The 19,652-nt window shown below is 62.2% G+C and carries 19 protein-coding genes, 1 other RNA gene and 1 pseudogene; 7 read left to right on the top strand and 14 right to left on the bottom strand.

The features are described 5' to 3' along the window. Nucleotides 1-46: 46 nt before the first annotated feature. On the top strand, nucleotides 47-868 hold the full coding sequence (gene serB, locus NKI50_RS00520; RefSeq protein ID WP_352495198.1) for a phosphoserine phosphatase SerB: 822 nt from the start codon (nucleotides 47-49) through the stop codon (nucleotides 866-868). After that, the gene (locus NKI50_RS00515) at nucleotides 865-1,437 is read left to right on the top strand and encodes a GNAT family N-acetyltransferase (protein ID WP_352639698.1); all 573 of its coding nucleotides are present in this window, start codon (nucleotides 865-867) and stop codon (nucleotides 1,435-1,437) included. Before serB ends, NKI50_RS00515 begins: the two co-directional genes overlap by 4 nt. A gap of 47 nt (nucleotides 1,438-1,484) precedes the next feature. On the opposite strand, the gene NKI50_RS00510 is transcribed toward NKI50_RS00515, so the two are convergent. From NKI50_RS00510 to NKI50_RS00490, 5 genes are all read right to left on the bottom strand, one after another. Next, nucleotides 1,485-3,002 (bottom strand): DegQ family serine endoprotease, encoded by a 1,518-nt coding sequence (locus tag NKI50_RS00510; RefSeq protein ID WP_352715045.1) that lies wholly within the window; start codon nucleotides 3,000-3,002, stop codon nucleotides 1,485-1,487. Between the two features lie 143 nt (nucleotides 3,003-3,145). Continuing rightward, nucleotides 3,146-4,108 (bottom strand): protease modulator HflC, encoded by a 963-nt coding sequence (gene hflC, locus NKI50_RS00505; protein ID WP_023720808.1) that lies wholly within the window; start codon nucleotides 4,106-4,108, stop codon nucleotides 3,146-3,148. Then, the gene (gene hflK / locus NKI50_RS00500; RefSeq protein WP_023720809.1) at nucleotides 4,108-5,202 is read right to left on the bottom strand and encodes an FtsH protease activity modulator HflK; all 1,095 of its coding nucleotides are present in this window, start codon (nucleotides 5,200-5,202) and stop codon (nucleotides 4,108-4,110) included. Before hflK ends, hflC begins: the two co-directional genes overlap by 1 nt. A gap of 160 nt (nucleotides 5,203-5,362) precedes the next feature. Next, complete coding sequence (locus NKI50_RS00495) at nucleotides 5,363-5,881, bottom strand: dihydrofolate reductase (RefSeq protein ID WP_292664361.1); 519 nt, start codon at nucleotides 5,879-5,881, stop codon at nucleotides 5,363-5,365. Continuing rightward, entirely contained in the window at nucleotides 5,881-6,891 is a 1,011-nt protein-coding gene (locus NKI50_RS00490) for a DUF4424 domain-containing protein (RefSeq protein ID WP_352715041.1), read from the bottom strand. Before NKI50_RS00490 ends, NKI50_RS00495 begins: the two co-directional genes overlap by 1 nt. A 141-nt stretch (nucleotides 6,892-7,032) precedes the next feature. Here NKI50_RS00490 and cobF point away from each other — a divergent pair, with 141 nt between their 5' ends. Beyond that, nucleotides 7,033-7,806 (top strand): precorrin-6A synthase (deacetylating), encoded by a 774-nt coding sequence (cobF, locus tag NKI50_RS00485; RefSeq protein WP_352639705.1) that lies wholly within the window; start codon nucleotides 7,033-7,035, stop codon nucleotides 7,804-7,806. 33 nt (nucleotides 7,807-7,839) lie between these two features. On the opposite strand, the gene NKI50_RS00480 is transcribed toward cobF, so the two are convergent. The 6 genes from NKI50_RS00480 to NKI50_RS00455 form a co-directional block, all read right to left on the bottom strand. Beyond that, nucleotides 7,840-8,181: a winged helix-turn-helix domain-containing protein gene (locus NKI50_RS00480; protein WP_023676697.1), complete on the bottom strand. Its 342-nt coding sequence runs from the start codon at nucleotides 8,179-8,181 to the stop codon at nucleotides 7,840-7,842. Nucleotides 8,182-8,262: 81 nt separating this feature from the next. Beyond that, entirely contained in the window at nucleotides 8,263-9,375 is a 1,113-nt protein-coding gene (modC, locus tag NKI50_RS00475; protein ID WP_352639707.1) for a molybdenum ABC transporter ATP-binding protein, read from the bottom strand. Continuing rightward, on the bottom strand, nucleotides 9,372-10,076 hold the full coding sequence (modB, locus tag NKI50_RS00470; RefSeq protein ID WP_352482989.1) for a molybdate ABC transporter permease subunit: 705 nt from the start codon (nucleotides 10,074-10,076) through the stop codon (nucleotides 9,372-9,374). The genes modC and modB overlap by 4 nt, the downstream gene beginning before the upstream one ends. Before the next feature lie 15 nt (nucleotides 10,077-10,091). Continuing rightward, nucleotides 10,092-10,883 carry a molybdate ABC transporter substrate-binding protein gene (gene modA / locus NKI50_RS00465; RefSeq protein WP_352639709.1) on the bottom strand — a complete coding sequence of 264 codons (792 nt, stop codon included), beginning with the start codon at nucleotides 10,881-10,883 and terminating at the stop codon, nucleotides 10,092-10,094. Nucleotides 10,884-11,156: 273 nt separating this feature from the next. Then, nucleotides 11,157-11,951 (bottom strand): thymidylate synthase, encoded by a 795-nt coding sequence (locus NKI50_RS00460; RefSeq protein WP_352482986.1) that lies wholly within the window; start codon nucleotides 11,949-11,951, stop codon nucleotides 11,157-11,159. 113 nt (nucleotides 11,952-12,064) lie between these two features. After that, nucleotides 12,065-12,376, bottom strand: a complete 312-nt coding sequence (locus tag NKI50_RS00455) for a DUF2853 family protein (protein ID WP_352715038.1) — start codon at nucleotides 12,374-12,376, stop codon at nucleotides 12,065-12,067. A gap of 162 nt (nucleotides 12,377-12,538) precedes the next feature. On the opposite strand from NKI50_RS00455, the gene ssrA reads away from it, so the two are divergent. After that, nucleotides 12,539-12,894: a transfer-messenger RNA gene (ssrA, locus tag NKI50_RS00450) on the top strand. An 83-nt stretch (nucleotides 12,895-12,977) separates the two neighbouring features. Here the strand turns inward: ssrA and NKI50_RS00445 are convergent. Further along, nucleotides 12,978-14,774 (bottom strand): acetolactate synthase 3 large subunit, encoded by a 1,797-nt coding sequence (locus NKI50_RS00445; protein WP_352715035.1) that lies wholly within the window; start codon nucleotides 14,772-14,774, stop codon nucleotides 12,978-12,980. Between the two features lie 404 nt (nucleotides 14,775-15,178). Between NKI50_RS00445 and NKI50_RS00440 the strand changes: the two genes are divergently transcribed. Then, nucleotides 15,179-15,919 (top strand): SDR family oxidoreductase, encoded by a 741-nt coding sequence (locus tag NKI50_RS00440; protein ID WP_031194509.1) that lies wholly within the window; start codon nucleotides 15,179-15,181, stop codon nucleotides 15,917-15,919. 66 nt (nucleotides 15,920-15,985) lie between these two features. On the opposite strand, the pseudogene NKI50_RS00435 reads toward NKI50_RS00440, so the two are convergent. Beyond that, nucleotides 15,986-16,807: pseudogene (locus NKI50_RS00435) on the bottom strand (LysR family transcriptional regulator); the annotation flags it as partial. 101 nt (nucleotides 16,808-16,908) lie between these two features. Then, the gene (locus NKI50_RS00430; RefSeq protein ID WP_023720819.1) at nucleotides 16,909-18,114 is read right to left on the bottom strand and encodes a multidrug effflux MFS transporter; all 1,206 of its coding nucleotides are present in this window, start codon (nucleotides 18,112-18,114) and stop codon (nucleotides 16,909-16,911) included. A 167-nt stretch (nucleotides 18,115-18,281) separates the two neighbouring features. Here NKI50_RS00430 and NKI50_RS00425 point away from each other — a divergent pair, with 167 nt between their 5' ends. Together NKI50_RS00425 and NKI50_RS00420 are read left to right on the top strand one after the other, a co-directional pair. Continuing rightward, on the top strand, nucleotides 18,282-18,971 hold the full coding sequence (locus tag NKI50_RS00425) for a TetR/AcrR family transcriptional regulator (RefSeq protein ID WP_352639714.1): 690 nt from the start codon (nucleotides 18,282-18,284) through the stop codon (nucleotides 18,969-18,971). Between the two features lie 134 nt (nucleotides 18,972-19,105). Further along, nucleotides 19,106-19,642 carry an SspB family protein gene (locus NKI50_RS00420; protein WP_023676707.1) on the top strand — a complete coding sequence of 179 codons (537 nt, stop codon included), beginning with the start codon at nucleotides 19,106-19,108 and terminating at the stop codon, nucleotides 19,640-19,642. The last annotated feature ends 10 nt before the right edge of the window (nucleotides 19,643-19,652 follow it).

Here is a 19,652-nt window from a genome sequence, read left to right as displayed (position 1 = left end):
TCTATCCCATCCCGCCGGCCGCGCATTGACGCCGACGCTAGCGAATATGGCGTCTGGGTCTGTCGGCGCAAGCGCTGTTCGCTGGCTGGCCGAAGGCATCGCCTGCGAGCTCGATTTGCCGGAGACCGCCGAAGCTTCCGAAATAACGGCCCGCCTGCATGCCGCGCTTGCTTCCGAACCCATCGACGTGGCCGTCCAACCGGCTGAGAACAGGCGCAAGAAGGTCCTGATCGCCGACATGGATTCGACGATGATCGAGCAGGAATGCATCGACGAGCTTGCCGACGAGATCGGCGTCAAGGATCGCGTCGCCGCCATCACGGCGCGATCGATGAACGGTGAGATCGCATTCGAGCCGGCCTTGCGCGAGCGCGTGGCGCTGCTTAAGGGTCTCGATGCCGCAATCATCGACCGCATCATCGACAATCGCCTGACGCTTGCCTCCGGCGGTCGCACGCTCGTCCAGACAATGGCGGCCAACGGCGCGTGGACGGCGCTGATTTCCGGTGGTTTCGACATCTTCACCACCCGCATCGCAGCATTGCTCGGTTTTCACGAAAATCGCGCCAATCGGCTGATCGAGCAGGATCGCCGCTTCACCGGCTTGGTCGCCGAGCCGATCCTCGGCCGCGCCGCCAAGGCCGAAGCCCTTATCGAGATTTCCGCCCGCCTCGGCCTGACGCCTGCCGATGCCATTGCCGTGGGTGACGGCGCCAACGATCTCGACATGATCCGTCTTGCCGGCATCGGCGTCGCCTTGCACGCCAAGCCGGCCGTGGCAGCCGAGGCAAAGATCCGCATCGACCACGGCGACCTCACCGCCTTGCTTTATCTGCAGGGTTATCGCCGGGAGGAATTTGTCGAGTGACGCCGATCCGCACCGAACGCCTGATCCTGCGCAACTGGGAAGATCGTGACCGCGAGCTCTTCCATCGCATCAATTCCGACGAGCGCGTCATGGAATTCTTTCCGTTTCGGCGCGACCGTGCCCAGTCGGATGCCAAGATGGAGGAGTTGCGCGCCGCTATCGATCGCAACGGCTTCGGCTTCGCGGCCGCTGAGATCACAGCCACAGGTGAATGCATCGGCTTCGTCGGCATAACCCGAACCGATCATTTGCCATTCTTGCCGCCCGGCACGATCGAGATCGGCTGGCGGCTGGCACCCGAATTCTGGGGCCGCGGCTATGTCACCGAAGCAGCCGATGCCTGGCTCACCTATGGCTTTGAAAGACTTGGCCTCGACGAAATCGTGTCCTTCGCAGTCAAGGATAACAGCCGGTCCACTGCCGTCATGGAGCGCCTGAACATGATCGCCGACCCGGCCTCCGATTTCGACCATCCCGGCGTTCCGGACAGCCACACCGCACTCAGGCGACATGTCTTCTACAGGCTGTCACGCACAGACTGGCAAGCAAGAAAAAGGGCGGCCCGCTAGCCGCCCTTTTTCTTTTCAAGATCAGAGTGTTACAGGCTCTTCCGGACTCAATCCATCCGGATTGTCACAAACCTCAGCTCGCCGGTCTTCGACGCCAGCATCAAAAGCGCGTTCTTGCGCCCTTGCTCCTTCAGCGCGCCGATCCGGTCCATGACGTCCTTGGGCGTGGCGACCGATTCCTGCGCGATCTCGGTGATCACCTCGCCCGGCTGGATGCCGCGTTCGGCAGCGGCTGAATCCTTGGTGACGTCGGTCACGACGACGCCGGAGACGTCGGCGGCGATGCCGAATTTCGTGCGCGTCTCGTCGTTGAGCTCGCCGATCGTCATGCCAAGCACGGCAGCCGTCGAAACGGCAGGCGCCTTGTCGGCATCGTCCTGGTCGGTGTTGCCGTTTTCACCGCCGCTGGCAAGCTTTTCGCCGTCCTCGAGTCGGCCGAGCGTCACCTTCACGGTCTGCTCGACCCCCTCGCGCACGATGATCACGTCGACCGCCTTGCCGACCGGGCTTTCCGCCACGACGCGCGGCAGGTCGCGCATTTCATGGATGTCCTTGCCGTCGAACTTGATGATGACGTCGCCGGCCTGGATGGTGCCGTTGTCGACCGGTCCGCCCTTGATGACGCCGGCGACCAGCGCGCCCTTGGCGGTCGCCATGCCCAGGCTTTCGGCAATGTCGTCGGTCACCGGCTGGATGCGCACACCGAGCCAGCCGCGCCGCGTCTCGCCGAACTGGCGAAGCTGGTCGACGACGCCCGAGGCGAGCTGCGACGGAATGGAGAAGCCGATGCCGATCGAGCCTCCCGACGGCGAGATGATTGCCGTGTTGATGCCGATGACCTCGCCGCTGCTGTTGAACAGCGGTCCGCCGGAATTGCCGCGGTTGATCGCGGCATCGGTCTGGATGAAGTCGTCATACGGGCCGGAATTGATGTCGCGATTGCGCGCCGAGACGATGCCGACCGTCACCGTGCCGCCGAGACCGAACGGATTGCCGATCGCCATCACCCAGTCGCCGACACGCATCGTATTGGAATCGCCGAACTTCACCGCTGTCAGCTTGTGCCCTTTCGGATCGACCTTCAGCACCGCGACGTCGGTCTTGGTGTCGGTGCCGACCAGCGTCGCCTTGAGCGTCACCCCGTCGGAGAAATTCACCTCGATGTCGTCGGCATCGGCAATGACGTGGTTGTTGGTCACCACGATGCCCTGCTCGGCGTCGACCACGAAGCCGGAGCCCAGCGACTGCACCTTTTGCCCGCCGCCGCCCTTGTCGCCGCCGCGGTTCTTGAAGAAATCGTCGAAGAAGTCCTGGAAGGGTGAGCCTTCTGGAAGCTGCGGCATCGGCACGGCGCCCGGACCCTCCGTGCCCTTCACCGTCTGCGAAGTCGAGATGTTGACCACCGCGCCGAGCAGGCCGGCGGCGAGATCGGCAACCGAGGGTGGCCCGTCGGCTGCCACTGTCGGCGTCACGAACGACGGAACGGCAACGGCGCCGACCAGAAGCGCAGCGGCCCCGGCGATGAACGTCCGCCTCGCTGCACGCAGAAGGGTGGTGGATGTCATCGAAAGGCCTCCGGGTGTTCTAAAAAAGCGCTTCGGCAAAAACGCCGCGTCGCGTCATGTTGGCAAGAAATAAGGCACGTTTGCGGCTACGGCTACCGCCAGAGGATAAATCCTCCATTACGCCGGCTTCCCCTGCACCGGCCCTACTGGCCGGTGCCTGGCTGTGCCGCTGGCGCGGCGGGAGCGGGCGGCGCTGGCGGTGGTGCCGCCGGTGCCGCGAGCGTTTCCTTGCTGTTCGGGTCGCGGAAAAAGCGGAAGAACTCGGAATTCGGCGACAGCACCATCGTCGTTCCGGTGCTGTTCAGCGCCGTGCCATAGGCATTCATCGATCGATAGAAATCGAAGAAGGCCGGATCGCGCTGATAGGCCCCGGCAAACGTCGCGCTGCGCTGGGCTTCACCTTCACCACGCAGGATTTCAGACTCTTTTTGCGCTTCGGCGACGATTTCCACCACTTCACGGTCGGCGCGGGCCCTGATCCGCTGCGCTGCCTCATTGCCTCGCGCCCTCAGCCGCTCGGCTTCGGCGAGACGTTCGGCCTTCATGCGGTCGAAGGTCTGCTGCGAGACCTCAGCCGTGAGATCGGTGCGGCGGATGCGGACATCCTCGATCTGCAGGCCAAGCGAGGTGGCGTCGGGCCTCAGTTGATCGCGTACCTCGCGCATCATCACGGCGCGCTCTTCCGAGAGTGCCGCCTCGAAGTCGCGCAGGCCGTAGACGCGGCGCAAGGCGGCGTCGAGACGCGTCCTCAGCCGGGCCTCGGCCAGTTCGATCTGGCCGGAGACCGCGGCGCGAAACACGCGCGGATCCGAGATACGATAGGCGATAAAGGCATCGACCTCATAGAACTTGCCGCCCGAAACCTGGACGCGGATGTTATCGAGGTCGAAGCGCAGGACCCTGTTTTCGATCAGCTGCACGGTGTCGGCATCGAAGAAGGAGAACGGCGCCTTGAAATAGATGCCTGGCTGGTTCTTGACGTCGACGATTTCGCCGAACCTGAGCACCAGCGCCTGCTGGCGCGCATTGACGACGAAGACAGACGAATAGAGCAGGAACAGGATGACCGCGGCGATGACCGCAATGACGGGAAGACGGTTGGCCATCACTGGTTTCCTCCGGCGGCCGGTGCCGGCGCCTTCTGCTGCAATGCGGGCAGCGGCAGGTAGGGAACGACCCCTTGCCCATTGCCTTGCTCGACGATGACCTTGCTCGAATCCTTCAGCACCCTCTCCATTGTTTCCAGGTAAAGCCGCTTGCGCGTCACCTCCGGCGCCTTTGCATATTCGTCATAGACCGAGATGAAGCGCTGCGCCTCGCCTTCGGCCTCCTGCACGACCCGGTTCTTGTAGGCGGCCGCGTCTTCGCGGATCTGCGCGGCAGCGCCGCGCGCCTGGCCGAGCTTCTGGTTGGAATACTGATTGGCCTGCTCGACGAACTTGTCCTCGTCCTGTTCGGCCCGCTGCACCTCGTCGAACGCGTCCGCCACCTCGCGCGGCGGCGCGGCATCCTCGATCGAAATGGCGTTGACGTTGAGGCCGGCCTTGTAGCCGTCCAGCGTCGTCTGGATGATCTCACGCACCGACGCCGCAATTCCTTGCCGGTCGTCGCGGAAAATGTCCTGCGCCGGGCGCCGGCCGACCGCTTCACGCATCGCGCTTTCGGCGACCTGCTGCAGCATGCCGCCGGGGTCGGACACGTCGAACAGATAGGCCTTCGGGTCGGAAACCTGATAGGCCACAGAGAATTGCACGTTGACGATGTTCTGATCGCCGGAAAGCATCAGACCATTGCCGCTGGTGCTGCCGCCACCGATGCTGACAAGCTGCTCGGCGATGTTGGCGGTCTCGACCGTTTCAATGGGCCACCAATGGAAATGCAGGCCAGGCTGCGAGAGTTCCGCCTTCGGCTTGCCGAACCTGAGCTCCACCGCAACTTCGTCGGGCTGCACGGTGTAGACCGCCTTGAACGCCCACAGCACCACCAGCGCCGCAGCAATCAGCCCGAACACCGCCGGGCTCGCGCCACCGCCGCCCGGCAGTGCGCGCCGCAACCTGTCCTGCCCACGCCGGATGATATCCTCGAGATCAGGAGGCGAGCCCTGCGGGCCGCTGGGTCCCTTGGGTCCCTGTCCCCAAGGTCCCTGATTGTTGCCGCCGCCCCACGGGCCGCCGCCGCCGCTCTTGTCGTTCCAGGGCATGAATGTCCTTTCGCTTGGAATTCCCTCAAGCGCCGGCTCACCGGCGCAAAATCCAATATTATTCTTCTATAGGGATGCAACGGCACGCTTTCAACGCGATCGGCTGCCGTCACAGTCCGCCTTTGGGTCCATTTAGACCTGTCGCGACGCTTTGTCGTCTTCAATTCACATCGCGGCGCCGCTCGTAAACCGAATAGCGTGTCGCATGGCTGTCCTTCTCACCGGCCTCAACCTCCTGTGAGTGGACTATCCGCCACAGTGCCGGGTCGATCGGCGGGAAATGAGCGTCGCCGTCGACCGCGGCCAGCACATGGGTGACGTGCAGCCGATCGGCCAGCGGCAGCGCCTGAGCATAGATCTCGCCGCCGCCGATGACGCAGATCTCGTCGGCGCCTGCCATGCAGCGCCCGCGCACCGTCGCCAGCGCGATTGCGTCCTCGATCGAGTGCGCGACTTCTACGCCCTCGGCGCGCCATGCCCTGTCCCGCGTCACCACGATGTTGAGCCTGCCCGGCAACGGCCGGCCGATGCCTTCATAGGTCTTGCGGCCCATGATGATAGGCTTGCCCATCGTATCGGCCTTGAACCGCTTGAGATCGGTGGAAAGCCGCCACGGCAACCCACCCTCGCGCCCGATCACGCCGTTCTCGGCGATGGCGACGTAGATCGCGAGGTCCATCAGCCGCCGTTCCCGCCATCGGATGGCTCCAGCAGCAATATGTCAATGTCGCGCTCGGGGTAGAAGTTCTGCGCCTTCATCTCGAACGTCGTCGGTCCGATCTTCCTGACGTTTTCGCCGCAAAACGAGACCAGGTTCTTCGGATCGCCCTTGTCGACGGTCAGCTTGAACGTGCCGATGTTTCCCGACGCCCAGTTGCCGCCCGTGGTCAGGATATAGGCGATGCGGTTCTCGAAATATTTGGGGTAGCCGTCGGGATCGTCCTTGGCTGCCTTGCGCACGGCGTTCTCGAACGTGTCATCCATGCAGTAGCGGGTCTTGTAGGCGGCATACTGGCCCTGGAACTGGCCGTCATAGAAGAGACTGACCGAGGAGGTGCCGCCGACGCTCGGCTTGTAGCGATGCGAGACATGCACCGCCTTGTTGGCCGGAAAGGTCGAGCGCCACCAATAGGTCGAGCGCAATTGCCAGAACGGCGTATAGAAGGTCTTCATGCCCGAACCGTCATCGGCAGTGTCTTCGATGATGATGCCGCGGTTGACCCAGTCGTCGGTGACCGCTTGCGGCAGCTTTGCCAGCGCTGCCTTGGCCGCATCGCCGAATGGATAGAAAGGCACGCCCTGCGCCTCCAGGTCGGCGCCGATGTCGATGGCGAGCGCGAACACCTTCTGCTCGAGCTGCGGCTTTGCCGGCACCCCGTCGATCGTCACTTCGAAGCCGAGGAAATTGTCGCTCTGCGCCTCGGGAATCGCCGGTATTTCTTCGGGGTCGCCTTCGATGTCGGGCATCGGAAAGGCGACGATCGCATCGACATCCTTGTCGGTGTTGTTGCGGAAGACGTAATCGACCGTCACCTTTTCCGGCGAGATGTAGAGATCCTCGCTTTCCATCGCCACCGCATCGCTGCGCGACAGGATCAGCCCACCGGTGCCGAGTTCGGCGACCGAATCATTGGCGAGTGCGGGCGTAGCCGAGAGCGCCAAGGCTGCGGTCAGGACGTAACGGAACATGGAAACTCCCCCGGCGAAAATGCCAACATGACTCTAGCCGTTCAATGTGGCGTTTCAAAGCCTTTCGGCAAACGCGCCGGCGCGTGCCGGCTTGTCGTGTCGGTCTAGACACGCCGGTCTCGATCGGGCAGGAGTTCGCTCATGCGCAAGCTTCTTGTCATCGGCATCGGCGCCGGCAATCCGGAGCACATGACGGTCCAGGCCATCAACGGCCTCAATCGGGCCGACGTGCTGTTCATCCCCGACAAGGGCGCGAAGAAGAACGATCTCGCCGAATTGCGCCGCCAGATCTGCGACCGCTTCGTCATCAATCCGAACTCGCGCCGCGTTGAATTCGATGTGCCGGTGCGCGCCGAGCCGGCGCCTTCCTACCGCTCGACCGTCGACGACTGGCACGAGGCGATCGCCGCGATCTATGAAGGCCTGATTCGCGGCGAACTCCCCGAAGATGGCTGCGGCGCCTTCCTGATCTGGGGCGATCCTTCGCTCTACGACAGCGCGCTGCGTATCCTGGAGCGCGTGCGCCTCAGAGGCAATGTCGCGTTCGAACTGGAGGTCATCCCTGGCATTACCGCCATCCAGGCACTCGCAGCCAGTCACAAAATGGCATTGAACCGCATCGGCGACGCCATTTTGATCACCACCGGCCGCCGGCTCGTCGAGGAAGGTCTGCCCGAAAACGCCGGCAGCACCATCGTCATGCTGGACGGCAAATGCGCCTTCAACACGCTGGCCGACAAGGACGTTAGTGTCCACTGGGGCGCCTATCTCGGCACACCCGACGAGATCGTCGTCTCGGGCCGGATTGGCGACGTCGGCGACGAGATCGTCAGCATCCGTGAGGCGGCACGCCGGAAAAAAGGCTGGATCATGGACACCTATCTGCTGCGCAAGCCGGGCGAGCCTGAGGAGTGACAGGGATTGAGCGCGGCATGAATTCCGCCGAGTTCACGCAGCATCGATCTCGGCCTGCAGCGCCTCCATATGCGCCGCCGCTGCTGAAGACGCAGCCCGCTCGATGGCGCGGAAGCGGCTGACCACCGCAAGCCCGACCGACGTCAATTGGGCGCCACCGCCTTTCTTGCCGCCCGTCTGTGCCGCAACCAGCGGCTTGCCGAACACGCGGTTCATGTCCTCGACCAGATCCCAAGCGTGCTTGTATGACATCTCCATGCCGCGCGCCGCGGCCGAAATCGAGCCGAAGGCAGCGATCTGTTCCAGAAGCTCGATCTTGCCCGGCCCGATGCGGCCATCTGGATCGAGATTTATCCGCAAGCTCAGCGACGGCATTTGCTCCTCCGCGGTCACACCATTCTACAAGTTCTCCAGCGATACCGCTATTCCAAAACGATATAGCGAATCATCGGCCGTTCACCCATCCGCCTCGGCGGGCAGGCCGGCGCCGGTATTCGCCCGGTCGAAGCTCACCGTCTTGACCACCGCGAAGACCTTTCGACCAAGCTGGAGCCCTAGCGTCTGCCGCGATTGTTCGGTGATGCGGGCAAGCACGGTTGCGCCATTGCAGTCGATGCCGATCTCGACCGTAGGCCCTTCGCCCGGCTTTATCGCCATGATCGTGCCCGGGAATATGTTGAGCGCGCTGAGGCCAACCGGCTGCTCGGTGGCGATCATCACGTCGCGGGCGCGGATGCGGACGCGCACCGGCGCACCGACCGGCGTTGCCAGAAGCGGCACACGGATCTCGCCCGCCGCCGAGCCAAGCACGGTCATGCCAAACGCCTCGTCGTGGCGCAGAACCGCGGTATCCAGCACGGCACCGCCCTCGCCGCGCTCTTCGGCCGGCAATAGATCCAGACGCTGCATGATCGCTCCGGTTGGACCGGAAGCAGCGACCTTGCCCTGCATCAGTACCACGACGTCGCTCGCCAACCGCGCCACTTCGGCGATCGAGTGGCTGACATAGACGATCGGGATTTTCGTCTCGTCGCGCAGCCGCTCGATATAAGGCAAGATCTCGGCCTTGCGCGCCTCGTCGAGCGACGCCAGCGGCTCGTCCATCAGCAGCAATTTCGGACTGGCAAGCAGCGCCCTGCCGATTGCCACGCGCTGCTTCTCGCCACCGGAGAGTTTTGCCGGCCGCCGGTCGAGCAAATGGCCGATCCCGAGCAGTTCGACCACGCCATTGATATCCGCGTAGCGCTCAGCAGCCGGCGTGAACCAGCGGCCATAGCGCAGATTGCTCGCCACGCTCATATGCGGAAACAGCCGCGCGTCCTGGAACACCATGCCGATCCGCCGCTTGTGCTTCGGCATGAACAAGCCGGCATCGCTATCGACCAGCACACGGCCGTCGGCCGCGATACGGCCTTTGTCGGGGCGGATCAGCCCGGCAATCAGGTTGATCAGCGTCGTCTTTCCGGAGCCGGAAGGCCCGAACAGCGCAGTCAGCCGCCCGGCGCTTTCGAAGCGGGCATTGACGGCGAAATCGCCAAGCCGGTGGCTGATGTCGACCTGAACCGTCATTCGATGTCCATCCGCCGGCCGACGCGTCGCGCCAGCACTTCCGAGGCGACCAGTGCCGCCATCGAGATGACGATCGAGATCAGCGTCAGCCTGAGCGCGCCGGCGTCGCCGCCGGGAACCTGCGTAAAAGTGTAGATCGCCGATGGCAGCGTCTGCGTCTCGTTCGGAATGTTGGAGACAAAGGTGATCGTCGCGCCGAATTCGCCCATCGCCTTGGCGAAGGAGAGGATCGCACCGGCGATCAGGCCGGGCAGGATCAGCGGCAGCGTGATCGTGCCGAACACCCATAATGGATTGGCGCCGAGCGTGCCGGCGGCCGCCTCGATTTTACGGTCGACCGCCTCGATCGACAGCCGGATCGCCCGCACCATCAGCGGAAAACCCATTACGCCGCAGGCGAGCGCGGCGCCCGTCCAGCGGAAGGAAAAAACGATGCCGAAATGCTCGGCCAGGAAAGCGCCGGCCGGACCGCGCTTGCCGAAACTCAAAAGCAGCAAATAGCCGGTCACCACCGGCGGCAGGATCAGCGGCAGATGCACCAGCCCGTTGAGCAGTGTCTTGCCCCAGAACTGGCCGCGGGCGAGCACAAGGGCGATTGCTACGCCCGGCGGCAGGCTGGCAATCATCGCTACGGTCGCCACCTTGATGGACAGCCGGACCGCATTCCATTCGTCGGGAGCGAGATCCAGCAGCCAGCTCATGGTCAGGGCCGTTCGTCAGTTGCTCGGCGCGAGGATTGTAAAACCTTGCGCCTTGAAGAGTTCGCCAGCCTTGGCGGATTGCAGGCATTTCAGGAATGCCGGAGTATCCTTGCCCTTCGAATCCGCAAGCTGGGCAACCGGATAGATGATCGGCGGATGTGTATTGTCCGGGAAAGTGCCGACCACCTTCACGCCAGGCTCGGCATGCGCGTCGGTGGCATAGACGATGCCGAGTGCTGCCTCGCCGGTCGACACCAGCTTTAGGGCGGCGCGCACATTCTCGGCCTGCGCCACGTTGCCTTCGACGGAAGACCAGACACCGAGCGATTCGAGCGCCGCCTTGCCGTATTTGCCTGCCGGCACCGCCTTGAAATCGCCCATGGCAAGTTTGCCGTCACCCACGAGCCCGGGAAGATCGAAACCCTTTTCAATCCTGGTTTCAACTTTGGAATCCTGCGGCGCAATCAGCACGATCTGGTTGCCGAGCAATTTCACTTCGGTGTCGGGGTTGGTCAGCTCCTTGTCGGAAAGATATTTCATCCAGTCGAGATCGGCCGAGATGAACACGTCCGCCGGCGCGCCGCTTTCAATCTGCTTGGCCAGCGCCGAGCTCGCCGCGTAGGAAATGGTTGCCGCCTCGCCGACACTGGCCTCGCAGGCCTTGTTGACGGCATCGAGCCCGTCCTTCAGGCTCGCCGCGGCAAACACGACCACCTTGTCATCGGCATGGGCCGCCGGCACCGCGGCCATCAGCATGGCAGCGAGACCCGCGATGGCAATCGTCGTCGAACCTTTGCGCGCCAGCATGAACTCTCCTCGTCTCGGATCGCCCGAAGCCGTCCATCGATATATCCATGTGAACATAACAAGGAAAGGCTCTTTACCAGGCGACGGCATTCTGAGCTGCGGTTTTCTCCGCCTGCGATAACCTCCTTAGATACAGCGGTATCGAGGTCGAAGAAAATATCGCACGGACTCTGTTGCGCGCACCACAGACGTCGGTCGATCAAGATGGATGCTGACAACGTCCGAGGGCGTAGCCGCAGTAGGCAATTTCGATATGCACAGTCAGGTAGGGTGCTAAACCGCGATCGGCGCCTTGATCGTCGCGTCGGCGAAATAGTTGTCGAGCCGGAAATCCTCGAAGCCGAAGGCAAAGAGATCCTTCACCTCGGGATTGATCCATAGCGTCGGCAACGCCTTGGGCGTACGCCGCAATTGTTCGCGCGCCTGCTCGAAATGGTTCGAGTAAAGATGCGCGTCGCCGAGCGTGTGGATGAAATCGCCGGGTTTCAATCCGGTCACCTGCGCCACCATCAGCGTCAGCAACGCATAGGAAGCGATGTTGAAGGGCACACCGAGAAAGATGTCGGCGGAGCGCTGATAGAGCTGGCAGGAAAGCTTGCCTTCCGAAACATAGAACTGGAACAGGCAGTGGCAGGGCGGCAACGCCATGGCCTCTACCTCGGCAGGGTTCCACGCCGAAACGATCAGCCGCCGCGAGTTAGGATTTTTGCGTATCTCCTTCAGAAGATTCGCAATCTGGTCGATGGCGCCGCCATGGCCGTCCGGCCACGAACGCCATTGCTTGCCATAGACCGGGCCGAGATCGCCATTCTCGTCGGCCCACTCATCCCAGATCGAGACGCCGTGATCGTTGAGATATTTGATGTTGGTGTCGCCGGCCAGGAACCACAAAAGCTCATGGATGATCGACTTGAGGTGCAGCTTCTTGGTGGTGGTGACCGGAAAGCCGCGGGCCAGGTCGAAGCGCATCTGGTAGCCGAATATCGAGCGTGTTCCGGTGCCGGTACGGTCGCCGCGATCTGCGCCGTTTTCCAGCACATGCTTCAGAAGGTCGAGATACTGGCGCATCGGCTCCGGTCCGATTCGGGTTGTCAGCCATCATAGCCGAATGACCGTCGGCCGAACACAGCAAAGCGAGACAATTCCAGCAGAAGCCTCGCCAGCATCAGCGGCGAGTTTGTTCAGAGCGAGCCGAGCATGCCCAGATCCTTGGCGACAAGATAATAGAACGTCACCCGGCTCTTGCTGTTGTCGGCCGCCATCGCCTTGCAGGTCTTTTCGATAGCCGCATCCGCCTTGGCGCCGTCGGTGACACCGAGCTTGCCAGCGACCCAGCTGTTCCTGACCCGCTTCAGTTCCTCCGGGTCGGTGCAGGACACCAGCGAGGAATCGCGGTTCCTGAGCGCGATGCCCAGATGCTTGACGATCTTGGCGACCGGGTCGGCATCCGCCCCCGCATCATATTTTTTTACGTCTGCGAGATAATCGGCCATCGAATTTCCCCTCGTCGGCGCCACGGGATCCGGTCGATGAGGATTGTGGCGCGCTGCCGCAACTGTGCGCTGGGTCTCCTCACCGCCACAAAGCTTCGGTTGAGACCGGCTGCAAGTCAACCCCTTGATGATCCACTTTGACACGGACGAAAGTGGCATTCCGGCCTTTCATTTTCCACCGCCAGTCCCTATATTCGCCTCGTCGGCTCGACCGACTATGGTGATAAACAGGCGATGAAATAAGCCGTTCGGACCCGGGGGCGGTACCCGGCGCCTCCACCAAAAACCGCTGCTCAAGAGCGGCTTTTGCTGGGGGCGAAATAGGATCGACGAAGGTGTAAAGATCGTACTTTTGCCCGGCATTGTACCACCGTTATCGGGCTAAACTTATAGTTGCCAACGACAACTATGCGGAAGCACGTCTCGCCGCGTAAGCGGTGCGATAGCTTCAATTCAAGCCCTAGTGGTTCGCACTTCTAGGCGGGGTTCGGAGGTACCTGGCAACAGAAACCTCCATTTCTTCCTTTTTTGATATGTGCAGCTGCAGGCCTCGCCGGCTGGGCTTTTTATGCGCCCTGATACGCTCAAGACGCCGCGGCGTTTATACCAGCCCCTGGCTGACCGCGTCGATCGCACCGGCGAATGTTTCACCAGTAGCCTCATCGGGCAACAGCATCTCATTGTGCCCTCTGCCCGTCCGGATCATCGGAAAACAATTGGCGAGCTTGGCAACACGACAGTCGAGGGGCACCGGCCGGTCCACGTCGATCATTTCCTGTATCGCATCGTCAAGGTCGGCTGGTTTGTCACAGCGCAGGCCGACCGCTCCGAACGCCTCGGCCAATTTGACAAAATCGGGCAAGGCCTCGGAATAGGAATGCGCGAGGCGGTTGCCATGAAGGATTTGCTGCCACTGGCGAACCATGCCCATATATCCGTTGTTCAGGATGAATATCTTGATCGGCGCGTCGTACTGGACTGCCGTCGACAGCTCTTTCATGGTCATCTGAACCGACGCGTCGCCGGCGATATCGATGACGAGGCTGTCCGGATGAGCGATCTGCACGCCGAGCGCCGCCGGCAGGCCGTAACCCATCGTCCCCAGGCCGCCCGAACTCATCCAGCGGTTCGGCTTTTCGAAGCCGTAGAATTGGGCCGCCCACATCTGATGCTGGCCGACTTCAGTGGTGATGTATGTGTCGCGATCCTTCGTCAGCTCGTAAAGGCGCTGCACCGCATATTGCGGCATGATCACGTCGTTGTTCATCTCATAGGAGAACGAATTGCGTGCGCGCCAGGCGGCGATCTTTCTCCACCAGTCCTGAAGGCGACTTCCATCCGGTTTCTGAGATAATGCGCGCCATAGACGAACCATGTCACCCAGAACATTGCCGACATCGCCTTGTATGCCGATATCGGCGTGGACGTTCTTGTTGATCGAGGACGGATCTATATCGATATGTATCTTCCTGGAGTTGGGCGAAAAAGCATCCACACGCGAGGTCACGCGGTCATCGAAGCGGGCGCCGATACAGATCATGACGTCGCAATCGTGCATCGCCATGTTCGCCTCATAGGAACCATGCAGACCGACCATCTTGAGCCAGTTCTTGCCGGAGGCGGGGTAAGCTCCAAGGCCCATAAGCGTCGAGGTGACCGGAAAGTCGGTCAGTTGAACCAGCTCCCGGAGCAATGTCGATGCTTCCGGGCCGGAATTGACGATGCCGCCGCCGGCATAAATAACGGGACGGCTGGCATTGGCCATCAGCGCTATCGCCTGGCCGATCTTGTTGATGTCGCCCTGCAGCTTCGGTTGATAATTTTTCAGCGCAGCAACGTCCGAAGGCGGCGTGTACATGCCGGACGCAAACAGAACGTCCTTTGGCATGTCGACGAGAACCGGCCCCGGTCGCCCTGACTGGGCGATGTGGAACGCCCTATGGATCGCTGACGCCAGGTCATTGACGTCTTTGACCAAAGAGTTGTGCTTGGTGCAGGATCGCGTGATGCCAATCGTGTCACATTCCTGAAAGGCATCGGAGCCGATCAATGTTGTCGGCACTTGTCCGGACAGACAGACAATCGGCACTGAATCCATCAGCGCGTCCTGCAGGGGCGTCACGGCATTCGTCGTGCCTGGGCCTGACGTGACCAGCATCACGCCGACCTTGCCCGTGGACCGGGCGTAACCCTCGGCGGCATGGCCGGCGCCCTGTTCATGGCGCACGAGGATATGCTTGATGTCGTCCTGCTGGAATATCTCGTCATAGATCGGCAAAATAGCCGCGCCGGGATAGCCGAAAATATGCTCCACACCATTGTCTTTGAGTGCGCGGAGAATGATCTCCGCTCCTGTCATGCGGTTGCTCGTATCCTGAATGGAATTATCGCTTGTCATGGTTCTGTCCCGTAGCGTGATGAGGATGGGTTGACGGGGCATCGCCGAAATCGGGCGTAAGAAGAATTTCGGGCATAAAAAAAGGCCCCGTCGGGAGCCTGTTTGTCGCGCACGGGTGGCTGTCGCCGGATGGTTACACCATCCTGCCCGTGCGCTTTCCTACCACTGCAAGAACCATTGCGATCTTCATGATGATCGCTGCTACACAGAAAATCGCGCATCGTCAACGTCTCAGGCTGAGGCGTCTCAGGCTGAGGCGAAAACCCAAGGGCTTTCCATCATCGGAACCTCCGATGGCAGCATTCGTATCTTCCCGTTTCCCTTCTCCCCTGCCTTTGTCGAACAAGGCTTCAGTTTCTCGCCGCGTGTCGGTCACGCCCCGCGAGCTACCTGATGGAGATAAGATGAACCAGGAAACCACGCCAAAACCCGAACGCATCCTGATCGTTGGCGGCAGTTCCGGCATGGGGCTGTCGCTTGCCGAACAGCAGCTTGCTGCCGGCGCCGAGGTTACGATCGTCGGCCGCTCCGAGGACCGGTTGTCGGCCGCACGGCAGCACTTGCCTCACCCGGAAAGGCTGAGGACGATCGCAGCCGACGTCACAAGCGAGGACGAGGTCCAGCGCCTGTTCGAGGACGTCGGTACGCTCGACCACATCGTCTCGACCGCCGCCGACATCATCGGCGTCTATGTGTTGCTTCCCGAGATGGACGTCTCGATAGCGCGGAAAGTGATGGATTCCAAAATCGTCGGGCCGCTTCTTCTCGCCAAACACGGCGCGCCTCGTCTGACGCCCAGGGGGTCGATCACGCTGACCTCGGGCATCGCCGCCTATCGTCCGGCGGCGAAAGGCTCGGTGGTGGCAGCCGTTAATGGGGCCCTTGGCTCACTCGCCTACGCGCTTGCCGTCGAACTGGCGCCGATCCGCGTCAATGTCGTCTCGCCGGGCTGGGTCGACACGCCGATTTGGGATGCCGTCGTCGGCAGCGGAAAGACGGCTGCGCTGGACGCCATGGCAAAGCGTCTGCTCGTCGGCCGGATCGGCCGGGCAGCCGACGTTGCCCAAGCTATCACGTCCCTGATGCATAACGGCTTCATCACCGGAACCGTGCTTCATGTCGATGGTGGCCAGCGATTGGTCTAGTGATGGCCAGACCTCGCGAACCATTGCGAGGAACAGTTGCAAGACCGGCGCTTGAATGCGCCGGTGGCGCCATACCATGGTGACCGGCGTCACCGGGCTGCTTCCGACCCAAGGCAGCACGACGATATTGGCGTCAGCCGCAGAACCCACGAGACGCGGGACCAGCGCGCATCCAAGACCGGCTGCAACAAGGCCCCGTATCGCGCCCATGCTGGCGAACTCGCCGACCAGTTTTGGACGGTCAGGCAACGTTGCGGCAAACGTTTCGTCGAACATCCGCCTGTAGACGCAACCGGGCTGGGTGACGAGGAAGGCCTCGTCAGCCAGATCGTCGGGCGTTATGGCAGAATATCCGGCCAACCGGTGATTTGCCGGCATTATGATGACGAGCTCTTCTTCTGCCACCTGCTCGCTTCGCAGCTCCGGCGCCGCCACCGGGGCGGCCCCGAAATGCAAAGACACGTCCAGCGCCCCGCTGGCCACGCCGGCACGCAACCGGCCGCTATCGTCCGCCTGGAGGTTCAGTTCCACGTCTGGATAGCGCCGGTGGAATTCGCTCAGCAAGGCTGGCAAGCGCGTAACGCAAAGCGTCTCCAGGCCGCCGACAGTCAGGCGACCGGCAACCGTGCCGCTCGCGTCGGCGACAGCGGAACGGGCTTCGTCCGCGAGGTCGAGGAGATCGTTTGCGTAGTCCAGCAGGCGCTGTCCCGCCGCCGTCAGCTTCAAGGCACGCCGTGACCTGTCGAACAGCGACGTGCCCAGATCGGCTTCCAGCGCCTGGATCTGTTCCGTCACGCTCGATTGGGCAAGATGAACCCGCTCGGAGGCGCGTGTGATGTTCAAGGTGGTGGCGACCGCCACGAATGTCTTGAGATGTCGAAGCTGCATGTCCTGAACCCGTCATATAGGCATAGGCTGCTTTGAACCGGGATCGCAAACGTGAAAGGCCGGGAACATCGCCCGGCCTTTTTTGTCTCGCTAGGAGAAGCTTACTCCGCCGGCGCTTCCGCAGCTTCGCGGCTGCGGCCGAGCGTTACCTTGGCCAGCGTGAAGGAGATCGCCGCGCAGAGCGTGATGCCCGCCACCATTGGCAGCGGCGTGCCGTCAAAGAACACGCCGGCGACACCCATGGCGACCGCGCCGATGGCGAAGTGCAGCGTGCCCATCAGCGCCGACGCCGTGCCGGCGATCTCACCATGCTCTTCCATGGCCAGCACCGACGTGGTCGGGATAACCAGGCCGAGGAAACCGTAGCCGACGAACAGCAGGGCCGCCATCACGTCGAGCCGGTCGACACCCGAGGCCATCACCGCGAACAACACCACCATCGTCGTCGCATAGCCGGTCACCGCGACGCGTACCACGCGCTGCAGCCCGAACCGCTCCGACAGCAACCCGGTCAGCTGCGACATGCCGATGAAGGCAACCGCATTGATCGAGAAGAACACGCTGTAGACCGAAGGCGACAGCCCGTAATGGTCGATCAGGATGAAGGACGAGCTCGACAGATAGACGAAGAAGCTCGCAATGCCGAAGCCGGCGATGGCCGTCAGGCCAAGGAAGTTGCGGTCGCCCATCAGGAAGCGGTAGCCGGAAAGTGCCGTCCCGAAGGACGACCCGGCGCGCTCCTCGACCGGCCGCGTCTCCTTGAGCGAGGTCGCCAGCAGGATGGTGGCGAGCACGGCCGCGCCCGTCACCGTCCAGAACACGGCGCGCCAGCCGAAATTCTCGATGATCTGGCTACCGGTCAGTGGCGCCAGGATCGGCGACACCGAAAACACCAGCATTAACAGCGACATCAACTTGGCGGCCTCGGTGCCGGTATGCAGATCGCGCACGATCGCGCGCGGCACGGCCATGCCGGCGCTGGCGCCGAGCCCTTGCAGGAAGCGGAAGGCGATCAGCCATTCGATCGAGGGAGCCAGCGCCGAGCCGACGCCGCCGACCATGAACAGCGCCAGGCCGCCGTAGAGCGGCAGCTTGCGGCCGACCATGTCGGAGATCGGTCCGACGACGATCTGGCCGAAGCCCATGGAAAGAAAGAAGATCAGCAGGCTCATCTGCACCGCGGCGGTGCCGGCATGCAGATCCTCGCCGATCGACGGCAAGGCCGGAAGATACATATCGATGGCAAACGGGCCGATGGCGGACAATAGGCCGAGCACGACCGCAATGCGGAGGAATTTGGCGTTCATGATAGCAGGCTCTTTCGAATTCTGGTTGCCGCCGCGGGCCGGCGTGTAACCCTAGGACGTTCCATCCCGTGGAGTTCCGACTCTTCTGCGGAACGAAACCCCCTCGTGTTAGTCCACAAATTTAGACAGGCTTGTCTAATTCGTCAACCACCTCTATATAGTTTTGCATGAAGGCCAACGTTTCTCCTGACATTTTCCCGCCGCGGGGCCATGAGGCCAAGCGGATGTCAATTGTCGACGCCGCCGCCTCGGTCTTCTGCCGCGAAAGCTTCGCCGGTGCCAATATCGACATGATTGCCGCCGAAGCCGGCGTCTCCCGCCAGACCATCTACAATCATCATGGCGACAAGGAAAAACTCTTCGTTGCTATCGTTCGCGAACTCACCGAACGTTGCAATGCCGGCATCTTTGCCACGATCTCCACTTTTCCCGATCGGCCGAAGGATCTCGAGGCCGACCTCATCGCCTTTGCCGTCCGGATGAACCACAACTGCATCTGCAACCGCGACGGAAAATTCCTGCGCAAGCTGATCCAGAGCGAGGGCGAGCGCTACCCCGAGCTCTTCGCCGAATGGCGCGAAGAAGGACCGGGCAGGACATGGCCGGCGATCGCCGCCCGTTTCGCCCGCCTCGCTCATGCCGGCTTCCTTGATATCGACGATCCCGATGTCGCAGCGCGCCAGTTCATGGCGCTTGCCAATGCCGAGTTGCAGACGACGTTCATGCTCGGCGGTACACCGACCGAGGACGAGGTGGTGCAATCGGCGACAAATGGCGTGCGCACCTTCCTGCGCGCCTTCGGCAAGCGGCAGCCTGTGGCCCGAGCAAGCAAACAGGGCGTACTCGCCAGCGCTTGACGATCAAAGCCGTTTGGCGATCAAATCGTCGCCAACAGGCTTCGCTTCCGCACCCCGGCGATCTATATCCGGTTTACGCCGCGCTCAAGCTTGATTACAGCTATCAGGACGATTCAACGGAAGCCGACAGCCACATGGCCGACGACCACATCCGCTACGACATTCTGGCCCAGGAGGCGTTGCGCGGCGTCATGCGCAAGGTCCTGGCCGAGGTCGCGCGCACCGGTCTCCCAGGCAACCATCACTTCTTCATCACATTTCTCACCGGCGCGCCGGGCGTGCGCGTATCTTCGCGGCTGCGCGAACGCTATCCCGAACAGATGACCATCGTTATTCAGTTCCAATATTGGGACCTGAAGGTGAGCGACACCGGCTTCGAGGTCGGGCTGTCGTTTTCCGACGTGCCGGAGAAACTGGAAATCCCGTTCTCGGCCGTACGCGGCTTTTACGATCCGTCCGTCAACTTCGAGCTCGAATTCGACGTCAAGACGGATACCCCGGCTGAACAGGAGACAAAGGCCAAGCCTGCTCCCGAGCCGCTGGCCATCGTCGCCGAGAAAAAGCCTGAGACGAAGAAGAAAACCGCTGAGGCGGAAAAGAAGCCTGCCGCGGCCGACGCCGGCGCCAAGGGGGCCGACGTGGTGTCGCTCGACGCCTTCCGCAAGAAGTGACCCAACGGGC

The sequence above is a fragment of the Mesorhizobium sp. M0563 genome, assembly GCF_040321065.1.
Lineage (GTDB): Bacteria > Pseudomonadota > Alphaproteobacteria > Rhizobiales > Rhizobiaceae > Mesorhizobium.
The sequence above is the reverse complement of the archived record's forward strand: the minus strand, read 5'-3'. Positions and strand labels throughout refer to the sequence as shown.